General features: G+C 36.9%; 18 protein-coding genes. 5 read left to right on the top strand and 13 right to left on the bottom strand.

Going from position 1 to position 20,089, the window contains the following annotated elements; all coding sequences use genetic code 11:
- Nucleotides 1-528 precede the first annotated feature (528 nt).
- From DBX25_RS19900 to pdxR, 3 genes are all read right to left on the bottom strand, one after another.
- A complete protein-coding gene (locus tag DBX25_RS19900) occupies nt 529-1,158 on the bottom strand; it encodes a sterol desaturase family protein (RefSeq protein ID WP_108672498.1) in 630 nt (209 codons plus the stop codon).
- Between the two features lie 16 nt (nt 1,159-1,174).
- Entirely contained in the window at nt 1,175-1,867 is a 693-nt protein-coding gene (locus DBX25_RS19895; protein ID WP_108672497.1) for a GntR family transcriptional regulator, read from the bottom strand.
- A gap of 246 nt (nt 1,868-2,113) precedes the next feature.
- On the bottom strand, nt 2,114-3,514 hold the full coding sequence (pdxR, locus tag DBX25_RS19890; protein ID WP_205685269.1) for a MocR-like pyridoxine biosynthesis transcription factor PdxR: 1,401 nt from the start codon (nt 3,512-3,514) through the stop codon (nt 2,114-2,116).
- A 107-nt stretch (nt 3,515-3,621) separates the two neighbouring features.
- On the opposite strand from pdxR, the gene DBX25_RS19885 reads away from it, so the two are divergent.
- Together DBX25_RS19885 and DBX25_RS19880 are read left to right on the top strand one after the other, a co-directional pair.
- The gene (locus DBX25_RS19885; RefSeq protein ID WP_108672496.1) at nt 3,622-4,170 is read left to right on the top strand and encodes a pyridoxamine 5'-phosphate oxidase family protein; all 549 of its coding nucleotides are present in this window, start codon (nt 3,622-3,624) and stop codon (nt 4,168-4,170) included.
- Between the two features lie 132 nt (nt 4,171-4,302).
- Nucleotides 4,303-5,307: a GNAT family N-acetyltransferase gene (locus tag DBX25_RS19880; RefSeq protein WP_108672495.1), complete on the top strand. Its 1,005-nt coding sequence runs from the start codon at nt 4,303-4,305 to the stop codon at nt 5,305-5,307.
- Nucleotides 5,308-5,345: 38 nt separating this feature from the next.
- Here DBX25_RS19880 and DBX25_RS19875 read toward each other — a convergent pair whose 3' ends face one another.
- The 3 genes from DBX25_RS19875 to DBX25_RS19865 form a co-directional block, all read right to left on the bottom strand.
- Nucleotides 5,346-5,888, bottom strand: coding sequence for a VUT family protein (locus DBX25_RS19875; RefSeq protein WP_240620440.1), 543 nt, complete (start codon nt 5,886-5,888; stop codon nt 5,346-5,348).
- Between the two features lie 211 nt (nt 5,889-6,099).
- Nucleotides 6,100-6,891, bottom strand: coding sequence for a GNAT family N-acetyltransferase (locus tag DBX25_RS19870; RefSeq protein ID WP_108672493.1), 792 nt, complete (start codon nt 6,889-6,891; stop codon nt 6,100-6,102).
- Between the two features lie 30 nt (nt 6,892-6,921).
- Nucleotides 6,922-8,007, bottom strand: coding sequence for an MBL fold metallo-hydrolase (locus tag DBX25_RS19865; RefSeq protein WP_108672492.1), 1,086 nt, complete (start codon nt 8,005-8,007; stop codon nt 6,922-6,924).
- 175 nt (nt 8,008-8,182) lie between these two features.
- Between DBX25_RS19865 and rluF the strand changes: the two genes are divergently transcribed.
- On the top strand, nt 8,183-8,896 hold the full coding sequence (rluF, locus tag DBX25_RS19860; protein ID WP_108672491.1) for a 23S rRNA pseudouridine(2604) synthase RluF: 714 nt from the start codon (nt 8,183-8,185) through the stop codon (nt 8,894-8,896).
- A gap of 50 nt (nt 8,897-8,946) precedes the next feature.
- Here the strand turns inward: rluF and DBX25_RS19855 are convergent, their stop codons facing one another.
- The 4 genes from DBX25_RS19855 to DBX25_RS19840 form a co-directional block, all read right to left on the bottom strand.
- Nucleotides 8,947-9,972, bottom strand: a complete 1,026-nt coding sequence (locus tag DBX25_RS19855; protein ID WP_108672490.1) for a L,D-transpeptidase — start codon at nt 9,970-9,972, stop codon at nt 8,947-8,949.
- 166 nt (nt 9,973-10,138) lie between these two features.
- Nucleotides 10,139-10,735, bottom strand: a complete 597-nt coding sequence (locus tag DBX25_RS19850) for a hypothetical protein (protein WP_108672489.1) — start codon at nt 10,733-10,735, stop codon at nt 10,139-10,141.
- A gap of 9 nt (nt 10,736-10,744) precedes the next feature.
- Complete coding sequence (locus tag DBX25_RS19845) at nt 10,745-11,929, bottom strand: ParM/StbA family protein (RefSeq protein WP_108672488.1); 1,185 nt, start codon at nt 11,927-11,929, stop codon at nt 10,745-10,747.
- A gap of 437 nt (nt 11,930-12,366) precedes the next feature.
- Complete coding sequence (locus DBX25_RS19840) at nt 12,367-12,903, bottom strand: GNAT family N-acetyltransferase (protein ID WP_108672487.1); 537 nt, start codon at nt 12,901-12,903, stop codon at nt 12,367-12,369.
- Nucleotides 12,904-13,025: 122 nt separating this feature from the next.
- On the opposite strand from DBX25_RS19840, the gene DBX25_RS19835 reads away from it, so the two are divergent.
- Entirely contained in the window at nt 13,026-13,400 is a 375-nt protein-coding gene (locus DBX25_RS19835) for a VOC family protein (protein WP_108672486.1), read from the top strand.
- A 49-nt stretch (nt 13,401-13,449) separates the two neighbouring features.
- On the opposite strand, the gene DBX25_RS19830 is transcribed toward DBX25_RS19835, so the two are convergent.
- The 3 genes from DBX25_RS19830 to ypfJ form a co-directional block, all read right to left on the bottom strand.
- Nucleotides 13,450-14,217: a response regulator gene (locus DBX25_RS19830; protein ID WP_108672485.1), complete on the bottom strand. Its 768-nt coding sequence runs from the start codon at nt 14,215-14,217 to the stop codon at nt 13,450-13,452.
- Between the two features lie 2 nt (nt 14,218-14,219).
- On the bottom strand, nt 14,220-17,165 hold the full coding sequence (locus DBX25_RS19825) for a hybrid sensor histidine kinase/response regulator (protein WP_108672484.1): 2,946 nt from the start codon (nt 17,163-17,165) through the stop codon (nt 14,220-14,222).
- Nucleotides 17,166-17,348: 183 nt separating this feature from the next.
- Nucleotides 17,349-18,185, bottom strand: a complete 837-nt coding sequence (ypfJ, locus tag DBX25_RS19820; RefSeq protein ID WP_108672483.1) for a KPN_02809 family neutral zinc metallopeptidase — start codon at nt 18,183-18,185, stop codon at nt 17,349-17,351.
- A gap of 239 nt (nt 18,186-18,424) precedes the next feature.
- Between ypfJ and DBX25_RS19815 the strand changes: the two genes are divergently transcribed.
- Complete coding sequence (locus DBX25_RS19815) at nt 18,425-20,002, top strand: Na+/H+ antiporter (RefSeq protein ID WP_108672482.1); 1,578 nt, start codon at nt 18,425-18,427, stop codon at nt 20,000-20,002.
- The last annotated feature ends 87 nt before the right edge of the window (nt 20,003-20,089 follow it).

Genomic DNA, 20,089 nt, shown 5'->3' with positions numbered 1-20,089 from the left:
GAGCCAGGATCAAACTCTCCAAAAAGTGTTTGACTTGCTCATAAAATGTCTTATTTAAAAGACTTAAATTTAAACGTTGACGTTTCTGTTTTGTTTAGTTTTCAAAGAACTATTTTTGTAAGACAGAACACTATCTTATCATCTCTTTTTCACTGTGTCAACCTTTTAAATCAACTTTTTGAAAGCTAATTTCATTGAACACAATTACTTGCCGACCAGAAGTTTCTTTGTTTCTCGGCCAGGACTTAATAATACTATTCTAGTATATAGAAGTCAACAACTAAATTAAAAGTTTTTTTATGTAGATTCTAAAAAAATTTGTCTTTTGATTTATGCTCTAGGCACTTATTTTCCGGTCCAATCAACATAGTACAAAAATCTACAACATTCTTTTAAATATAACCTCGTTTTAAAACAAATGTCCTTATCAATAGAAATATAATAGTAAATTGAAAATCAGAATAATCTACCCTTTAATACTTTCATACAAAAAATAAAAGCAGAGTATAATCACTCCGCTTACCTGAATTACATTTCAATTTTCTCCCCACGAGCTTCTAAGTTTTTTGCTGTCGAGCTTTTTTCTACATGATTTTGATCTTCAAATGTTCCCATCAATACATCACCAAGAGGGTTGGTTACACCATACCAATAGTTTTCATTCTTGAAATGATGCCAGATATGAACTTTTTTCATCCATCGACCCCATTTTGATTTTGGTTGTATAGGACGATGTGCGACATAGTGCACGAATTCATAATATAGAAAGAAAATGATTAATCCGGTGGTAACTGCATTAGTTATAACGAGACTTCCAGTAATATAATAGACAATCACTCCTAATACAATTATATTAGGAACGCTATACCATAGCGGTAAGAATAATAAGTGCAAATCATTGGGTTTAGCATGATGATCATAATGAAGTCGTTTTAACAATTTGAGAAAAAATGGTGATTTAGGAGGCTTGAGATGAAACACAAAGCGATGAGTAAGATATTCGAATGTAACATATACTAGCATTCCTATAACAACTGCAATCCATGTTTTATAAGACTCCAAATGAACTGCCGTAAAGCTTGCACTTATGACAAACAAAATTCCCATTATCGTTACATCTGGAAATAAGATGAATTCTTTTAAATACTTTTTTTCCAAACCAAACACCACCCTTTTAAGAAATTCTGTTTTCCCACAGTTTTATGCTTTCTATCATCGTTTCTCTTGCTAGTTCCCCGGCTTGTTCTGCATCACCCTTAAGTGAAGCTTGCAATAAGGCATGATAATATTGGCGAGATTTTATTCTATGTTTCTCTACTGTAAAATACTGTTTTGCCATATTCACATAAAAGGAATTAAAACTATTTAATATTAATAAATAGACTGGATTCGGTGAAAGTCTGACTAAACCCTTTTGTAATTGCCAGTCAAAGTGGGCATATGATTCTGCCTCTTCTCTCAATTGTTCTAAGTTTGCTAACAAAGCGACCACTTTCGGTTGATTGTAGGTTATTGCATCTTTTATATAAGAAGGCGATAGGGATGCTCTTACCTCAAGTAAATAAACGACAAATTCTTCTGGTACAGCATCTTGATGTTCAATAATATTTTCAAGTGTTGTCAAATTCCCTGTTTGCCAAAAATCATTGACTGTAGCTGGCAGCCCTTTATTCCCTTTAATCCAACCATCTCTTATTAATTGCTGAAGCGCCTCTCTAATAGTAGGTCGACCTACACCATACTCCACGACTAACTCCCGTTCAGAGGGTAAATTACTACCTATTGCATAATCTTTTTCTATAATTGCCTTGACCATTTTTCTTTTAATGGTTTCTGAGGATCTTCCCTTAACAAATTCCTGTTCCATATCTAACTCCTTTAAAAACTTCTACTGGTATTCTATGCAGACCTAACTGGTATTACCAATAATGTTAAAATATTTATAATATTTAGTCAATTTTATTTTAGAAGTAGCTATAATTTGTCTGTTGATTTAGCTCAAGACACTCCTTTTTCTCGCAGGAGTCTCATCTTCCACTCCAATCCACGCAGTGCAACATAGACTTAAAAATAAAAAATAGGAAACAAGCTGTAGCCGTTCCCCCATCCTCAATTATTTAAACCAAGCTTGATTTAACCGGTTAATCCCTTCTATTATCTGTTGTTCAGTTAGCCCTCCGAATCCTAACATAATAATGGAAGAAGATTCACTTTCTCCTTTAAACCAATATTTTTCTGTGTTATATACTTTCACTCCAAGCATTTCGGCCTTTTTCATTAAATCTATAGAGTGCTTTTCTTTAACCTTCAGTAAAATATGAAGGCCTGCTCTTTGACCAATTACTTCGACTCGATCACCCATATACTCTTCAATCGCATGGATAAGGGCTTTATGTTTCCCTTGATAGACCTTCCTCATTTTTCGAACATGCCTCTCAAAATTACCTTCTTTCATAAATAAAAACATAGCCTTTTGAAAAAGAGGCGAGGAAGATTGACTGTATTGATCTATTTGTTTTTGAAAATCATCCATTAACCTGGTTGGCAAAACAACATAACCTAATCGGAGAGTAGGTAAAAAAGACTTTGAAAAAGTTCCTAAATAAATGACCCTTTCATTTGTATCTAGTGCTTTTAAGGCAGGAATAGGCTGGCCTTGATATCGGAACTCGCTATCATAATCATCCTCTATGATGTAACTTCCATTAAGGTGTGCCCATTCTAATAATTTCAGCCTTTTTTGGATAGGAAGAACCATGCCATAGGGAAACTGATGGGAGGGAGTGATGTAAGCCACTTTTGCATTTGTTTCATTTAATTTTCCAATATCAATTCCATCTGACTCAAGAGGAACGGTTTGTATTTCACACCCATAGTTTTGAAAAACAGTTCTTACACCATCATATCCTGGATTCTCCATAGCGATTGGGGCTCCATTTAATGAGAGCCACTGACAAATAAGACTAATCGCATACTGGGTACTTGAGGTGATAAGAATTTGTTCTGGAACACAGTTTACCCCTCTCGCTTGAAAAAGATAATTTGCGATTTCTACCCGAAGATTGTAATCCCCATGTCGATCCCCGTACATAAAAAGGTCAGCCTCTATCGCCATTGCCTCCTGTAAACACCTTTTCCAACTCTGCATCGGAAAATGTTCCCTATCGATATCCCCGTAAAGAAAATTGTATAAATATGAATTCTTTTTAACTTGTGTGGATGGTTGAATACCTTTCACATTTGGTTGTAGAGAAACAAGTGGTTGTTCCAAAGGTAAAACCTTCAATCCACTTCGAGGCTGACTCTCCACATAACCTTCTGCAATCAACTGCTGATATGCATTTTCAATGGTATTTTTACTGATATTCAGATGCTGGGAAAGATATCGAATCGAAGGCAATACCGAACCTGGCTCAATCCCACCCGACTCAATTTCTTTTCGTATGTATTGATACAACTGAACATATAGAGGCAATCCTATTTTTCTATTAAGTAATGGTGTTAATTCTATCATAGCTCCTCCAACTGACCCCATTCAACATGTAGTAATTGTCACTTTTTATAGGGTCAAAATCATCTTACAATCAGTATATCACCACTTATTGGAAGGAAGAGAAAAAAATGAGTATGGTAATTCGACAAGCAGGACGTACATGTACGGATGAAAGAAAAATTGAGGCTTTTTTATCCAAGACTAAAACAGGATTTCTAGGTTTGATAGATAACGAAACGCCTTATGTACTTCCCTTAAACTACGTGTGGTCGAATGGGAGCATCTATATTCACGGAGCAGCTGAAGGAAGGAAAATAGATATCCTTCGAAATCAGCCCAATGCTTGCTTTACCGTTAGCGAGGAGTACGGAACAATTGCTGATCCTATCCCAGCCATGACCGATACAGCTTTTATGAGTGTAATAGTTTCCGGCACCGCAGAATTTATTACCGACTTAGATGAAGCCACTTCTGTTATGCAAGCCATGCTTAACAAATATGTACCAGGTTATTACAATGCTCCTTTATCAAAAAGTCACGTAGATAGATATCGCTCATCACTAGGCAGCAAAACACTAGTGATTAAAATTACACCTGAGAAGTTAACAGCAAAGGAACACCCTTTAGACGAATCAATGAAATATTACCCTGGAAGAAACGTTCAATCGGATCTTTAATTGGTAGGGTCACTCTAAAAAGAGCGGTCCTTTTTAACATTTTCAAAACTAGTTTATATCGAAAATCTACTAGTTTTGTTTTTAATGTCATATAATTCTAAATAATTGAATCTTTAATAGTGAGGGAAAAACATGGCAACATATCAATTCAGTTCATTGAACCAAAGTAATATTCCTGAACTAGTAAATTTATTTACGGAAAGACAGCAAGAAGAGAAAAATCATTTAGTTTTTTTGCAAGAAGCCAACCTAGATCATCAAGCTATCACATCCTTTTTTGATAACTTGTTTGAAAAAAGTAGAGTGATCGCAACGGGAGCTTATAAGGAAAATAAACTGGTAGGGTATATTCTTGCGGAAATAAAATTCGACGAAGCGCGTGGTAAACATGTATGGGTATCGTATGAGGGGCTCGCAATCCATAGCGATGAACCTGAGAACTTATTACGAGTTATATACTCCGAAGCATCTAAATTATGGCTTCATAATGGATGCTTCAACCATTACGTTATTGTACCTGCAGGAAATAGGAAATACGCAAATGCCTATCAGAATCTTTCCTTTGGGTATGAACAAGAGCATGCCATACTAGAAATCAATAAATACAAACCTTTTCATGATGTTGAAAGGGTGCAAGTAAGAACAGGTAATCAAGAAGATGGTGAAATTATGGGAACGTTCTCAGATATCATCCTGTCTTTCCAAAATGATTCACCAGTTTACTCCCCTGTTTTACCAGAAACGGTCTCTCAATTTGAACAAGGGTATAAAGGAATAGTCGATGAAGAGGTTGGTCTACTTCTAATCGCAGAGTCTTCTGGTTTACCTACTGGATTCCAAGTCTACTATGATTGTCCATCCAATTGGATAACTCCAACTGGAACCATTGAGCTAGGTGTAGCAGGGACCTTACCTGCCCAAATGGGTACTGGAGTAGGAAAAAAACTAATGAATGAAGCAATCATCCTATTAAAAGAAAAAGAATATCAATACATCTTGACTGACTGGAGAATCACGAACCTAGCCTCCTCTACTTTTTGGCCAAAATGTGGTTTTGAACCAATTTATCATAGAATGCAAAGAACCATTGACCCTAGGATTTCCTGGGCAAATATGGGTAACCCATTAGCGAAATAAGAAAAAAGCTGTCAGACTAGCTATCTGACAGCTTTTCATTAGGAAAAGTTTACATTTGTTTTCATTTTTTGATTCACTATCCCATATAGACAAGCCCCAATAGCTTGCATCATGGTTTTAGCTAATACTTGCCCAAGGATTGCGAGAGGAACTGCTTCCCACGGTAAGAAACCTGCACCGATTGGGCTTAAACCAATGACAACAAATAGTGCCGAATCAAGGATTCCCCCTACAAGTCCGCTGTAGAAAATTCTCCATGCAATGGGAAGTTTTAATCGGCTATAAATTTCAGTATCTGTTGATTCTGAGACAATGAATGAAATCGCTGAAGCTACGACGATCATTAAGGAATCTCCTAGCAAGTATGAAACGATTGCTGATAGCATTAGTGCAATACCTATAAACAAGTACGTCTTCTTTTTGCCATATTTCATTTGCACGAGGTCACGTAAGATAAATGTTGCCCCTATTAAAAAAGTACCTACTGGAATCAAAAACATGCCCAAGTGAATGGGTGCAAAAGCAGCCGTTAGAACATTTGCTGCAACGATGGATAGTAAATAAAAGAACACTCTTAACAAATTTATTACTCCTTTCAAAATTAAAAAGGCCATTATTTCTCCCTATAAAACAAAGTGAAATAATGACCTATTAAAGTCTTTCAATTTTCCCTAGTTTTGTTTAGTGACAGGATGGTTACGAACTGTCAGTATGCAATTAAGTCATCATTTTAGCATAAAGCATTTTGATGAGATAGTTTTTTCATTCAAAAATCTAGAGAATTTCTTCCAATCACTGTTTTATCCAAAAAGAATTTATATATACCGTTTGAAATCCTAGTTTCACCATATTATCATGACTAATCGTTCCGAATTCAACATCTGTGTATACCCTTTTTAATCCAAGTTGATGGGCTACTTGAAGTCGATGTTGCAAAATAGCCTTCTGGACCCCTTTTCCCCGGTTGTTAGGAAAAGTAAAGTCATTGGCGATATACCCTTCATCTCCTTCAATAAACAGAGATCCCATCCCAACCGCTTCTCGCCCGATATAGGCGATGAAATTCTGAAAGTATGGTTCAATGAAATAATGTGACTTCCTTTTTACGATTTCCTGTTCAAATCCATTTCCACCTTGGGATTTAGAAATAAGGTCCAGGAACTCTAGAACATTTTCTTCTGTTACTTGAACAATTTCAATTTTTCCCGCTTGGCAGTAACCTTTAGTAGGTTCAATACCTAAGAACACCAATTGCTCCGCACACTGATATCCTTTGGTAGTTAAAGCTTTGGAAACTTCAATATCAATTTGAGTAGGTGTCAAATCAAAACATGGAGTGATGCCCTTTGCATAATAGTCACCCAATATTTCATCTATTTTATCTGCCTCAGCCCATCCAAAACCTTTAATTCGATTGTAATAAATTGAATGAGGTGAAGTTGTGTCCATCAATAATGTACAATTGCCTAGTGTTTTTAAAGAAAGATTTTTATCTACAGTTGAAAGAGCTCTTTTTGAGTTAAAAATCGTTAATGCTAGTTCTAATCTTTCTATTCGTTCTACTTGTTTTTGTACCGTTTCCATGTCCTTGATTGCTCCTCATAATATCATTTTTCATCTCCACCATGTAGCTGAAGGATACTTATTTGAGGCAAGAATTACAGTTTCTCCGATTTTGGGAGTAGAGATAATTATCCCTTTCTCATTAGCAGCACTTAGTACTCGTTCAATTGGGTCTGTCCAGTCATGTAAGGCTAATGTGAAGGCAGCCCAATGAATTGGAATCAATACTTTTCCTTTTACATCTAAGTGGGCCTGAACCGTTTCTTCTGGCAACATATGAATTGCGGACCACCGTTGGTCATACTGCCCACATTCCATCATCGTTACATCAAATGGACCATATTTTTCCCCAATCTCTTTAAAATGAGGACCATACCCACTATCTCCACTAAAGAACATTCTGTCCTGCATCCCCACTATCACCCATGAGCACCATAGAGTGGAGTTACGATCATTCAAACTTCTCCCAGAAAAATGTCTAGCAGGCGTACAAGCGAAAGTGAGACCTCCAAACTTGGACTCCTTCCACCAGTCATGTTCATGAATTTTTTCAGGAGCGACACCCCACCTTTTTAAATGACTACCTACTCCAAGTGGTACAAAAAATTGCTCCACTTTTCTTTTTAATTTTTTTATAGAATAATAATCCAAATGGTCATAATGATCATGTGAAAGAAGGACGGCATCGATTCGAGGAAGCTCCTCCACATCAAAAGGCAGTCCTTTGCTATACCTTTTGTCTCCAAAGAACGGAAATGGAGTAGGAGCTTTCCCAAACATAGGATCAATCAATATGTTCTTTCCATCTATTTCTATTAATAGAGCTGAGTGACCAAACCAAGTGATTTTTGTCCCATTTAACGGTGATTGAATTACCAGCTTTTCCATAGGAATCGGGGCATCCGGCTTTCCTTTAGGATTTCCTTTAATAAAGTCTCTTAATAGACCTAATGAAGTAGAAAATTTCATTTCCATTGAAGTGGGAATCTGATTGATAAACTTACCTTTTGAAAAATTTATAGATTGCTCAAATGATTGGATTTTTTCTTTTGAACTTCTTCTACCAAGGGGCGTATAAGACGACATCAAACCATATATAGCAATTAGAAATACGATCAAGATCATCAAAATATGCATTTCTTTCCTTCTTTCCTATTCTTACTGAATTACATTTTACAATATTACTTTACTAGACCGAAAATAAAAGGTAATCGAAATAAAAAAGAATTTGAGGAGACCCCACTCCACTTGTACATGCGGATAAAATTAAGTAATCTTATAAACATAAATCTATCTTAAAGGTGTGACCTGTTTGCGAATTAATAAATTCATTAGTGAGTCTGGATTTACGTCTAGACGCGGGGCTGACAAGTTGATTTCCGAGGGGAAAGTTACAATAAATGGGGTAGTTGCTGAATTAGGCAGCCAAGTAGAACCTGGGGACGATGTACGTGTAGATGGCAAACCAATCGTAGCTGAACAAGAACATGTCTATATAGCATTGAATAAGCCTGTGGGAATCACGAGTACAACTGAAAGACATATAAAAGGCAATATCGTTGATTTCGTGAACCATCCGTTACGAATCTTTCACATAGGACGACTCGACAAGGATTCTGATGGCTTAATTCTCCTTACCAATGACGGCGATATAGTAAACGAAATCTTACGTGCGGAGAATAAGCATGAAAAAGAATATATTGTAACGGTAGACAAGCCTATTACAGCTGCGTTCCTAAATAAAATGGCATCTGGCGTAGAAATCCTAGATACTGTAACTTTACCATGTAAGGTGAAACAGCTATCTAGGTATGTATTCCAAATCATTTTGACACAAGGCTTAAACCGACAAATCCGTCGCATGTGTTCAGCATTAGGCTATGAGGTTAAAAGCCTTCGACGGACAAGAATCATGAACATCCATTTAGGAAATTTACCATTGGGACAATGGAGAGACCTTACGAAGGATGAACTGAAGCAATTATTCAAGGATTTAAATTATCAACCTAAACAAAGGGTAAAATGAAAAAAAGGATGACATGAAATTTCTCACGGAAATTTATGTCGTCCTTTTTGTTATCCGGACCAAGAGTAGGTCTTATTTAATTCCTCTTCCGTAGGATGATCATCTTGGTCATATAAGAATTTACTTCGTTTACCTATAGACAATGGCAGCTTTTCCTCCATAGGATTCCGCCTCTTGTCACTAATCTCCACTTTTGTATGGATTGGTACCATCGAGTAAAGTTCTATGACATCCTCATTTAACATGCGGATACATCCGTTTGATTGATTTGCCCCAATACTTTGTGTTTTATACGTTCCGTGGATGGCATACATGGGGTTCGATAACTCCAGACCTCTTTTCCCATAAGGATTTTCGTTTATAGGATATAAGTGTTTATTGGGATTCATCACTTTATCTCTAATGGTAAAAGTTCCTGTAATAATCTTCCCTTCCCTCCCTACCCCAACAGGATAAGTCCTGATCGTATGATTGCCGGATACCACTCTTAAGGTATGTTCAGGATTGGATATGATAATTTCCAACGGTTTAAAACCGATACTGAAGTCATGTTCTATATTGGGAAATAAGGAAGCCTCGATATCATTGATTATATCCACTTCATCTGTACTAAGGATGGGAATAGGATTATACACCCATCCTCCTTCACCAGTCATACCCCTCACAATATCGTTTGACAGTTTTATGGGATCTCTTGGTAAATCAGGTAAATACTCAGGCGTAAGGGAAGTAAGAGTAATGGGCATTTTCCCATTTGCCTTAACAAATTGAAACAAGGCACTCCGGATCACTGTAGAAGTTTCCCATAATAAATATTCGTTTTCTTTAGTTAATGGTATTTTTTCTTTTTCAGGGAGAAATAAATGAGGGCTGTTATAGGAACTGTTCGTCTGTTTAGGATGTAAAGAAGGTTTATTATTTTCTTCATGAATCGACGGATCTTCATGGAAAATTAAGAAGATGTAACATAGGATTGCGGTAAATGCTCCCAATAAATAAAAAATGGATGCTAAAAAAAGCACATCGGTATTCGTCCATACCTTTATTTTCTTATTTACTGTTTTTCCCTTATCCACAAAGGCTCCTTTCTGAACAGGATTAACAACATCAATACATTGTAATTTATTTTATATTCAAAGAATCACATTAATGACACAAAACGAAAGAATAATTCAAACATACGAAAAAAGGCTGCTCTGGGACCCAGGCAGCATTAATGATGGAATTTCCTTGGAAATGTAACTACTTATTCATATTCGCAAGGAAACCTCCTAATAAATCATCTACATCCTCTTGTTCAAAGGACTCCTCAGATTCATCTTCAGACGTCGCCTGTTCTTGTTTAGCCTTATTCCAATCAAAGTTCATTAAATCGTCTTCCAATTCATCTGTCTCTTCCACTTCGAATTCTTCCGGCGCAATAGGCACATTGGCAACCATTTCACTGTACTCAGGCTCATTTTCCACTAGATATAGTGCTTGATTGATGTCTAATGCATTGCTATTTAATGTTGCTAGGACTGCTGTGGCACGAATTGGGTCGACCAGAAGTTGATAAACAATACTCCCTAGGAGCGCTTCCGAATGGGAATGTTTCAACCAATTCCGCTGTTCCTTACTTAATTGTTTCGGTAAAGGGATGGTCACGGTTTCTCGTTCTTTTGCTAGAGACTGACCGACTCCTTCCAAAACGTATTCTGCTATTTTACTAGAAAAGTTTCTTCTCTCAGTTTCCTTTAAATTTTGCAGCTGCTTAATGATGTGTTCAGGAGTATCAGAAGGCAGACGAAATGTAATCGCCTGCCCCCTTTGTATCCGAGTCATTTCTTTTTTGGACATGAAATCACCCTACTTTTGTATTGGCTGTTTTTCCGCCTCTTTACTCTTCATCTCTTTATTATTCTTTCTAACAAAATCTGCGATTAATTTGTAGTAAGCGTTCGCCATCATCCAAATACTTTCTTTTTCATCTTCAAAAAACTCGATATTATATCCATCCAAGCTATTATTCAGTGCTTTAATATATTCCTTCAACACCATAGCTCCGCCACCAACAAAATAGCAGATTTCCGTTTGGGAATTCTTTTGCCAGACATTGCGCAGATGACGATATTGTTTCTTGGCTAAATCTAATAGGATCCGATCGGTAATATCGTGGACGCTTGTCCTACTCCCCTTCACTCGGATATGGTTTCGGTCATTTTTTCTCGTAATGATATCGACCACATCTCTTCGGCTATCCAATTCAACTCCATGCTTAGAGCGAATTTCTTCTCGAATGGACTCTAATGCTTCAGATACACCGATATTAAAACCTTGTGCTTTATCATCATCCACATTACGATTTTTAATAACTGCCACATCCGTAGACAATCCACCTATATCTTGAATCAAGATACTTTTATCGATTAAATCACGGTTAATAATATTCAAGTCATTATCCATCACCAAATTAATATAGGCCGCAAAGCCTTCAGGATACACCTTGACCTGGTCAAACTTAATATTGACCTTAACACCTTGGTATTTAGGCGTAACTAAAAACTCTACCTGATGGACGGAACCTAACAATTGGGATCGATAGCCTACATCTTTGCCTTCTTTTACTTCACGCAGAGGCAATCCAGTTCCAAGTGTATAATTAGCTTCGATTACATGATTCGTTTTCTTGAAGATTCCTGCATTTTCTTCTCTTGCAGCATCCAAGGCTATAGAAGCGAACAGCATGACTAATGTTTGGTCTTCCTCTGACTTACTGCTGCCTGGATCAAGTTCACTTGCGTTATCGCTTTTCGTGGCTAAGTTTCCAACACGATAAATGACGTTATTCTCTTTTAATGCAGGGGAATGGACTCTAACATGAATACCCTCGATTGGATCCTTATCATTTAAATCCTCTATTCCAATAACAGGTCTGTCTTCCGTTTCTCGAGCTATTACATTCGGTATGTATAATTCATAGTCAGACTTTCCAAATAAGGCTTTAACGGAGTCGTTTCCTACATCGATCGCACAGATTCTTGAAGTGTTCATCACATCAATCCCCTTTTCGTTGATTGCTTAGAAAAAGCTTAACTGAAGGTTATCTTAGGTTACTAGAGGGGGTCAATGCTACATAAGTTGTGTTCAATAAGCATACATTTGTTTTTTCATAGTGTACATAGATACAAAGGTGTACACATACCGCTGTATCAACATGTATACCCTTTTGTGCACATGCACACAGTTATGTACACACCCCGTTTACTGATTGTTTTCTTGTATACATTTATGTAAACACTTTAAATACATTACTTTTTACTCGTTAGAATATACTTGCTTACATCAAACTAAAAAAGACGATAGTTAGATTTTCATAGCACAGAATAAAGATTTCCAATATTTAAGTTTCACTATAACTAGATACCCATTCAAAACAAAAGTCCCTTTCTATATTTAGAAATGGGACTCTTAAAACTTTGGCTGCTCTGTTACAAAACCAACTCCATTTGAATATCCAACGGCTCTTTTGCTAGAATTTTTTCGTTAATTTCAACTGCATACCCACAGCCAACAGACTTGTAAAAGTGTTGCGTTTCTATTGATGGATGTGCAGCGATATATAACTTTTTAGCGCCTAATTCCCTTGCGCCTTCACAGCATAAATAGAACAATTTTTTTCCAATCCCACTCCCCCTAAGTTCATTGGAAACATGAATATAAGGTAGTTCTACATATTCTTTCTTACTACCGAACAGTTCCCCTTCCACGTTAGCAAACCCTACTAATTTCTGATCTTCAAAGGCTCCGAATACTATCCCACCAGATAGTATACATTCACGTAACGCCTGTATGACCTGTATCTTTTTTTCTTCATCCCATCTCTCTTCAAAATGGTCCTCTTTAATACGATATTCGTCATCCTCCTTGTACCAAACTTGACTTGTTTCCTGGAATCGATTGAATTTCTGGAGGATTTGATTATTTAATTCATCTATTTTTATTTTTCTAAATTCAATATTTTTCATTCTTGTTGCCTCCCATATTATGTATAATTAATTTATCAGAAAATTAGTGATATTGGATAAGAAAATCTTCTAGTACTGACTTATGATATAAAGGAAAAAACCAAATAACAGGAGAGATATAAATGGAAAATTCTATTAAAAAAATTGGTCAGATAGGCGTACCTGTGAAAAATTTAGAATCTGCCATCATATTTTACAAGGAAACATTGGGATTGCCACTTCTATTTAACACAGATCGCATGGCTTTCTTTGATTGCAATGGAATCCGCTTAATGCTAAGCCTTCCTGAGAAAGAAGAGTTTTCACACGCTAGTTCCGTCCTCTATTTTCAAGTGGAAAATATTAAAGAAAAATATGAAGAATTACTCGAAAAGAATGTATCCTTCATAGACGAGCCACATATTGTCACTAAAATGGGACAAACAGAAGTATGGATGACGTTCTTCCAAGACTTAGAAGGTAATACACATGCTTTGATGAGTGAAGTACAGGGATAAAAAGAAGTCACAACTAATAAGGCTGTTGCCTAAGTTGTGACTTCTTTTATTATTTATACACGAGTCCATACGCCCATAAATACCCCTTATCTTCCAAAAGTAAGGCTGCTTCGTTTGGCTTAGGATCTATTTCTATGGCACCGTTCGTTTTTAAAATATACCCATCATTTACACGTTCTATGATAATCGGTAAATCTAATTCTACAAATAATTGACGCATTCTGTAAATCGTATTATACAAGTTGGCAAGTGCGCGCTTTTCATCAAGATTACTCCATATGTCGTCTATGATTCTCCACTTTGAACATACCTTTCCTTCGTGCAAAAGGAAATAATAAAATAATTCTTCCGTAACACGAGTTGGCCATTTTATGATTTGATCGCTTTTCTTAACCAATGCTTCTCCGAATAGCTGGACTTTTAGTTGGTTATGGACAAGCTTTCTTGAATGGACACCATAATAACGTTCTAGGCGCTCATCCAGTTGTCTTACGATATTAGGACTCATCGGTTTCAAGATATAATCTAATGCCTGGATTCGAAATGCCTCCACTGCATATTGCGCATGTGCAGTCGAAAAGATGATTGGTACATCGATTCCTTCCTTAACAAGCTTTTGTGCAAGCTCCATACCTGTTAACTTAGGCATCTCTATATCTAACAGCACAGCATCTAAGTGATGTTTAGGTATTTCTTCTAATGCCTCAAGCGGTGATTGAAAAGCACCTTTAACTTGAAACTTTCCAGACCCCTCTAGTAACCTAGTATTTAATTCTAATATAGGTTTTTCATCTTCTACGACCATAATTCGCCACATGCTTATTGCTCCTTTACTGGAATAAAAACGATGACTGTAGTCCCCTTGCCAAACTCCGATTGAATTACTACATCCCCTTTAGAAATGTCTTTTACCCGGCGTAAGACATTGTTGAATCCAATTCCTCTATAGCTTATACTTCCTTCTATTAATTGCTCCACTTTCTCAGGAGTCATTCCAATACCATCATCCACCACTTCTATCACAAGGTTCTTTTGATTTTGCTTAATGGTCAATTGTACATGCCCATTTCCTTCTTTCTCAAACAGACCATGACGTATCGAATTTTCTATGATAGGTTGAATGAGTAAACTCGGAATTTTAATAACATAGGGATTTATCGATGGCTCAATGTGACAAGAAAATGTGAGCCTATCTCCAAATCTAGCTTTTTCAATCTCAACGTAAGCCTCAATGATTTCAATTTCTTGTTGAATGGAAGAATCATGTCCCTCTTTACCAGATTCGAAGATATAGCGTAAATAAGAGCTTAACATCGATAAAAGATGAGCGGCCCTCTCACCATCGGTATAGCAAAACGAAATGATGTTGCTAAGAGCATTGTATAGAAAATGGGGCTTAATCTGTGATTGTAAAAAAGCCATTTCATTTTCTACTGCTTTAGCTAGTGATTTTTTCGTTTGTTCAACCGCACGGATTCTAGCTAAGAGGGTCTCTCTCGTTACTGGCTTAATTAAATAATCGTTGGCACCTGAGGAAAAAATCGCTTCAATATCAGATGGATAATCCACCGATGTTGTGATTAATACTGGCAAATCCAATAAGGAAGTGGTTTGACGGATGTGTTTTGTTAATTCAATTCCATCCATACCTGGCATTAAAGAGTCTATAATGACTAGAGAAATATCAGAATTTTCCCTTACCAACTTCAATGCATCCTGTGCAGTGTAGGTAATTATTACCGAATAAGACGAATTTAGCATAGAAGCTAAAACCTCCGCCTGAACCGGATCATCTTCTACAATTAATATACTTTGAGCCCCTGTAGGATAATGGATGGTTGCCGCAATTTTACTTTTAGCTTCATGCACCATGGGGATCGTCAAATCCAGTAGTTCCTTATATTCAGAGAAAGGTAATATGACTGTATATAGTAGCCCCGTTTCAATATTTTCAATTAAAAGCTGTCCCTTCATCCCTTCGATAAGCTCCTTACTTAATAACAAACTCATTGCCTGTGGATGTTCAGGGAACGTAAGTAAATATCCGCTTTTGGTTTTGAAATGAATATATACTTCTTGTTCCACCTGTTGAACACTTACCTCAATGGAACCATTGGAAGCATAAGTAGAAGCCTCTCCTATGATTCTATAGAACACTTGTGTAAGCCGTTTTTCATCTGCCAAAACATAAAGTGATTCAGGAATCTTCATATCGAAGTCAATCCTCTTTCGAGAAAAAGAAAAAGCCATTAGCTGCTCAATATGTTGGATTATCATACTTACATTAGTCGATTGAATATCAATCGAATAGTCTTGGAAACGAATGCGAGTAAAATCTTGTAAATCCCTAACTAAATAGATGAATCTCTCTAACAATTGTTCAATCATTTGGAGTCTTGTTCCGTTATTCTCTTGAAGAGTTTCACGCTGAACCGCTTTAGTTAAGTTGATAGCATGATATAAAGGATTTTTTAATTCTTGCATCGTTACTTCCAAAAACGCATCTTTTGCCACATTTGCCTTTTCTAGTCGTTTCATCAATTTTTCAGCGTCTTCTGTTCGATTAATGAGTCTTATACCTAAAAATACATTCATCGAGATAATAAACCCAATTAGCCCTACCCTAGAAAAAATATTTCTCCCTGAAAAGAATAATTGATCAATAGACCCGCTTATCGTCGACACAAATAAAAAAAGCAGCATGACAATAATAATGGTGATTTCATTTTTAGGGAGCAATTGCTTTTTTTGAAAGGTTATGACTATGATGCGAAGTATGATGACCGCTAGAATAGCATTTAAATAATAAAAAAATGGATACTGCAAGAAGGATAAAGATCTTGCAGGTAAACAGAGTATTAGCAATGAATAGATCACGATTGGAGCAACCCAAATCCTCATCAATTTTTTGTTGATGGCATAAGGGATGGTATGGGCAATAAATAAAAATAAAAGGATTGGACTAAACATTGTCACAGAATCTTGAAATCGAAAATAAAAATCAAAAGATAACTCGGGGAATTTCTTTAGTAATACTCTTTCACTTCTAGTCATAGCTACAATGGCTACGCTAAAAAAATACAATCCACTATACAGATAGGCAATATCTTTTCTTCGAAGTAAATAAATCGTTATATGAAAAATACTAAAGATTGATAGCAAAAGAACTGCCGCCCACTCTAAGGAAAAATCGCTATCCACATCTTTCTTTATTGATTGTGCCTCTCCTAAGTCAATAGGAAACACCATACCACCACGAGCGTTATAAAAGTTAGAGACGTGAATCGTAAGGAGGAGTTCTTTTGTTTTCGGTTTCAGATATATTTCATAAGTAGGGTTATGTGGAATCATTTCTCGCTTGTTAGTCGCGATCCTACCTACTTCCGCTAAACTTTCCCCATTCACAAATAAGGAATGCGCTGACCAAATGTTTCGAATTCGAAGACCAACTTCGGAATAATGGTCTGGCAATATAACCATCAGTTGATAGGTACCATACTGGGCGTCCCCATCCCATTCTTTTGGAACTAATTGATTAGGAGCTTCTTGGTCCCAGATTTCAGGATTACTAAAGGTGTCAGAGGTAAACTTCCACTCTCCTGAAAGGGCGACCATATGTACTTTCTCTGATGCCTTGGATAAATCTAATACTCCATTCTGTGCCCTAACCTTCACAAACCGTGTATCTTGGTCACTAAAAATCATAAATAAAACCGTAAAGATTATCACAATGGACATAAACCATCCTATGATTCGATTCCACATGTACTAAGTATCACCTTCTTCACGAACTCCTCGCTATTTCCATTGTATAGAAAAAAACTCTCAAAAATCTAACAAATTTAAGTCTGCTTATAGTAAAAAGGTCTCCTTCAAATTTTATCTTGAAAGAGACCTTAGGGATAGTTAATTTCATATTCATAGCAATGTTGTTTCATTTAGAAAAGCCTATGGATTCTTTACTTTAAATGTGTCGCCCTCTTTTAAGTTACCTGCCTCGAATCCTTTATAAAACCATTCCTTCCTTTGTTCTGATGTACCATGAGTGAAGCTATCTGGTACCACATATCCTTGTGACCTTTTTTGAATCGTATCATCCCCGACAGCACTTGCTGCGTTCATCGCTTCCTCTAAGTCACCTTCTTCAAGTAAGTCCATTCCTTGTGCATGATGTGCCCAAACACCTGCTAAATAGTCAGCCTGTAATTCAAAACGAACTTGATATTTGTTGTACTCAGTCGTACTTAGATTTTGACGTTGTTCAGCCAGCTTCTGCGAGTTTCCCAATAAAGTCTGCACATGGTGACCTACCTCATGAGCAACTACATATGCCATGGCAAAATCGCCCGGAGCCTGGAACTTTTGTTGAAGTTCATCATAGAAACTTAGGTCAATGTAAAGCTTCTGGTCGCCTGGACAATAAAACGGGCCGACTGCTGCACCTGCCACACCACAAGCAGATTCAACACTCCCTGAATATAAAACAAGTGTCGGCTCTTCGTAGGTCAATCCTTCTTCCTTGAATACTTTTGTCCATACCTCCTCAGTATCCGCTAAAACGACGGATACAAATTCGGCTCTCTCTTTATCCTGTTCTGTTTCTACATACGGTGCGGTATCCTCTGCTCCCATATTCACAAAGTCTCCTGGATTTCCTCCTAGGAACGTTACAATCAGAAGGATGATGATGCCGCCTATTCCTCCTCCAACAATGGTTTTTCCTCCTACTCCTCTACCTCTTCTGTCCTCTACATTCGAGCTCGTCCTTCTACCTTTCCATTTCATGTATATCCTCTCCTATCAGTCATTGAATACAAAGATTGTTTATTTGTCTTAGTGTTATACCCGAGATTTCTTTGTATACTCTCATGTGATAGGCAAAACTAGATTAGATGGAGTGAAATGTATTGACTGTAAAGTTTTATATCTACAGTTATTTCCATTTTTTCGATATTTGTGCTACGGTAATTTTGACTAACTCACCATTGTAAATAAGTAAATCTATTTAAAGGAAGGAGAATTCTATGCACGAATTAGATTTGCATCATATTTTTGAACTTGGACTCATTTTAGTCATGATTGCAGCAGGAATAACTGCGATAGCAAAAAAATTCAGACAGCCTTATCCAATTGCGCTAGTCATAGTAGGAACTTTCATAGGTCTTGTCCATATTCCAGTTCTGGAGCCACTGAAGGAATTCATTACAGAAGGAGAAATCTTTAACTTTGTCATAATCACCCTGTTTTTACCCGCACTTTTAGGGGAAGCTGCCCTCAAGTTACCCTTCTCCCATTTAAAAGAAAACAAAGCACCTATTCTTGCTTTAGCGTTTGGCGGCACACTACTTTCCTTTATCATCATCGGTTTTTCAGCCATCTGGTTTTTAGATTTTTCCATACCAGCTGCTTTTGTTTTAGCGGCTTTAATGAGCGCAACGGATCCCGTGAGTGTCTTATCTATTTTTAAAAGTGTAGGCGTGAACAAAAGACTTGCTACCGTAATTGAAGGCGAAAGCTTATTTAATGATGGTTTAGCAGTCGTTTTGTTTAAGATTTCTGCCTTTTATTTACTAACCTACTTGGAGCTCGGAGTTGAAGGAGCAGGCTTGGGTTTATGGGAATTCTTCAAAGTCATCTCACTTGGACTGATTATAGGGGGGGCCCTTGGCTATGGATTCTCTCAATTAACCAAGTATTATGATGATTATCCATTAGAAATCATTTTCAGCATCATTCTATTTTACGGTTCGTTTCTACTCGCTGAATCGATTCATGCATCAGGTGTCATAGCTGTAGTGGTGGCTGCTTTAATACTTGGTAATTATGGAGCGAAAATAGGTATGAGCCCAGCTACTAAGTTAAATATCAATAACTTCTGGGAGGTTACTGCCCTTCTCGCCAACTCTCTCGTCTTTTTAATGGTTGGACTGGAAATTACCGTGATTGATTTGACAGACAAATGGTGGCTCATTATTGTATCCATCCTAATTGTACTAATAGCCAGAAGCATTGCCGTCTACTCAAGTTTGTTATTTATCAAAAGCTTTCCTACCTCATGGAAGCACGTAATCAATTGGGGAGGCTTAAAAGGTTCACTTTCTATCGCGCTAGTCCTTAGCTTGCCCAGAGATTTTACAGGTCGCGAGGAGATACTAATCATCGCCTTTAGTGTTGTATTGTTTTCATTAGTTGTCCAGGGTTTATCCATTAAACCTCTTCTATCCTGGTTAGGAGTGAATAAAAAAGAAGAAGGATACCAGGAATATGAACAACTTATAGCACGGGCACACCGCTTCGAGACAGGGATTCTAGAAATTATGAAAGTAAAAAAGAACCTGTTTATTACAGAAGCCATATCAAAGGACCTCATCCTTCAGTACGAACAGGAACTTTCAAAGCTACAAAATGAAACGGAACTACTTTTCCAAAAATATCCTGATCTTAAAGAAAAACAAAAGACCAATTTGCAAAAACATTCCTTATACGCACAGCATGATGCTATAGATCAATTATTAAAAGAAGAAATCATTTCTAATGAAGTAGCAGAAAAAGAAAAGGACGAAATCACCAATAGCCTTGTAAAATTAGAGGATACACATTAAAAAGGAGGCTGACTCAAAAGGTCGTTGAATGACGATCATTTGAGTCAGTTTTTTGTGTTTCTACGGGATTTTATGTTTGAGGGGAAG

The sequence above is a fragment of the Peribacillus acanthi genome, assembly GCF_003073175.1.
Classification (GTDB): Bacteria; Bacillota; Bacilli; order Bacillales; family DSM-1321; genus Bacillus_BN; species Bacillus_BN acanthi.
This window is presented reverse-complemented; position numbering and strand designations above follow the sequence as displayed.

Bases quoted from the DNA above. Each gene is read 5' to 3' on its own strand.
- DBX25_RS19895 (WP_108672497.1), bottom strand. From the start codon at position 1,867: ATGGAACAGGAATTTGTTAAGGGAAGATCCTCAGAAACCATTAAAAGA.
- pdxR (WP_205685269.1), bottom strand. From the start codon at position 3,514: ATGATAGAATTAACACCATTACTTAATAGAAAAATAGGATTGCCTCTA.
- DBX25_RS19885 (WP_108672496.1), top strand. From the start codon at position 3,622: ATGAGTATGGTAATTCGACAAGCAGGACGTACATGTACGGATGAAAGA.
- DBX25_RS19880 (WP_108672495.1), top strand. From the start codon at position 4,303: ATGGCAACATATCAATTCAGTTCATTGAACCAAAGTAATATTCCTGAA.
- DBX25_RS19870 (WP_108672493.1), bottom strand. From the start codon at position 6,891: ATGGAAACGGTACAAAAACAAGTAGAACGAATAGAAAGATTAGAACTA.
- DBX25_RS19865 (WP_108672492.1), bottom strand. From the start codon at position 8,007: ATGCATATTTTGATGATCTTGATCGTATTTCTAATTGCTATATATGGT.
- DBX25_RS19850 (WP_108672489.1), bottom strand. From the start codon at position 10,735: ATGTCCAAAAAAGAAATGACTCGGATACAAAGGGGGCAGGCGATTACA.
- DBX25_RS19845 (WP_108672488.1), bottom strand. From the start codon at position 11,929: ATGAACACTTCAAGAATCTGTGCGATCGATGTAGGAAACGACTCCGTT.
- DBX25_RS19840 (WP_108672487.1), bottom strand. From the start codon at position 12,903: ATGAAAAATATTGAATTTAGAAAAATAAAAATAGATGAATTAAATAAT.
- DBX25_RS19835 (WP_108672486.1), top strand. From the start codon at position 13,026: ATGGAAAATTCTATTAAAAAAATTGGTCAGATAGGCGTACCTGTGAAA.
- DBX25_RS19830 (WP_108672485.1), bottom strand. From the start codon at position 14,217: ATGTGGCGAATTATGGTCGTAGAAGATGAAAAACCTATATTAGAATTA.
- DBX25_RS19825 (WP_108672484.1), bottom strand. From the start codon at position 17,165: ATGTGGAATCGAATCATAGGATGGTTTATGTCCATTGTGATAATCTTT.
- ypfJ (WP_108672483.1), bottom strand. From the start codon at position 18,185: ATGAAATGGAAAGGTAGAAGGACGAGCTCGAATGTAGAGGACAGAAGA.
- DBX25_RS19815 (WP_108672482.1), top strand. From the start codon at position 18,425: ATGCACGAATTAGATTTGCATCATATTTTTGAACTTGGACTCATTTTA.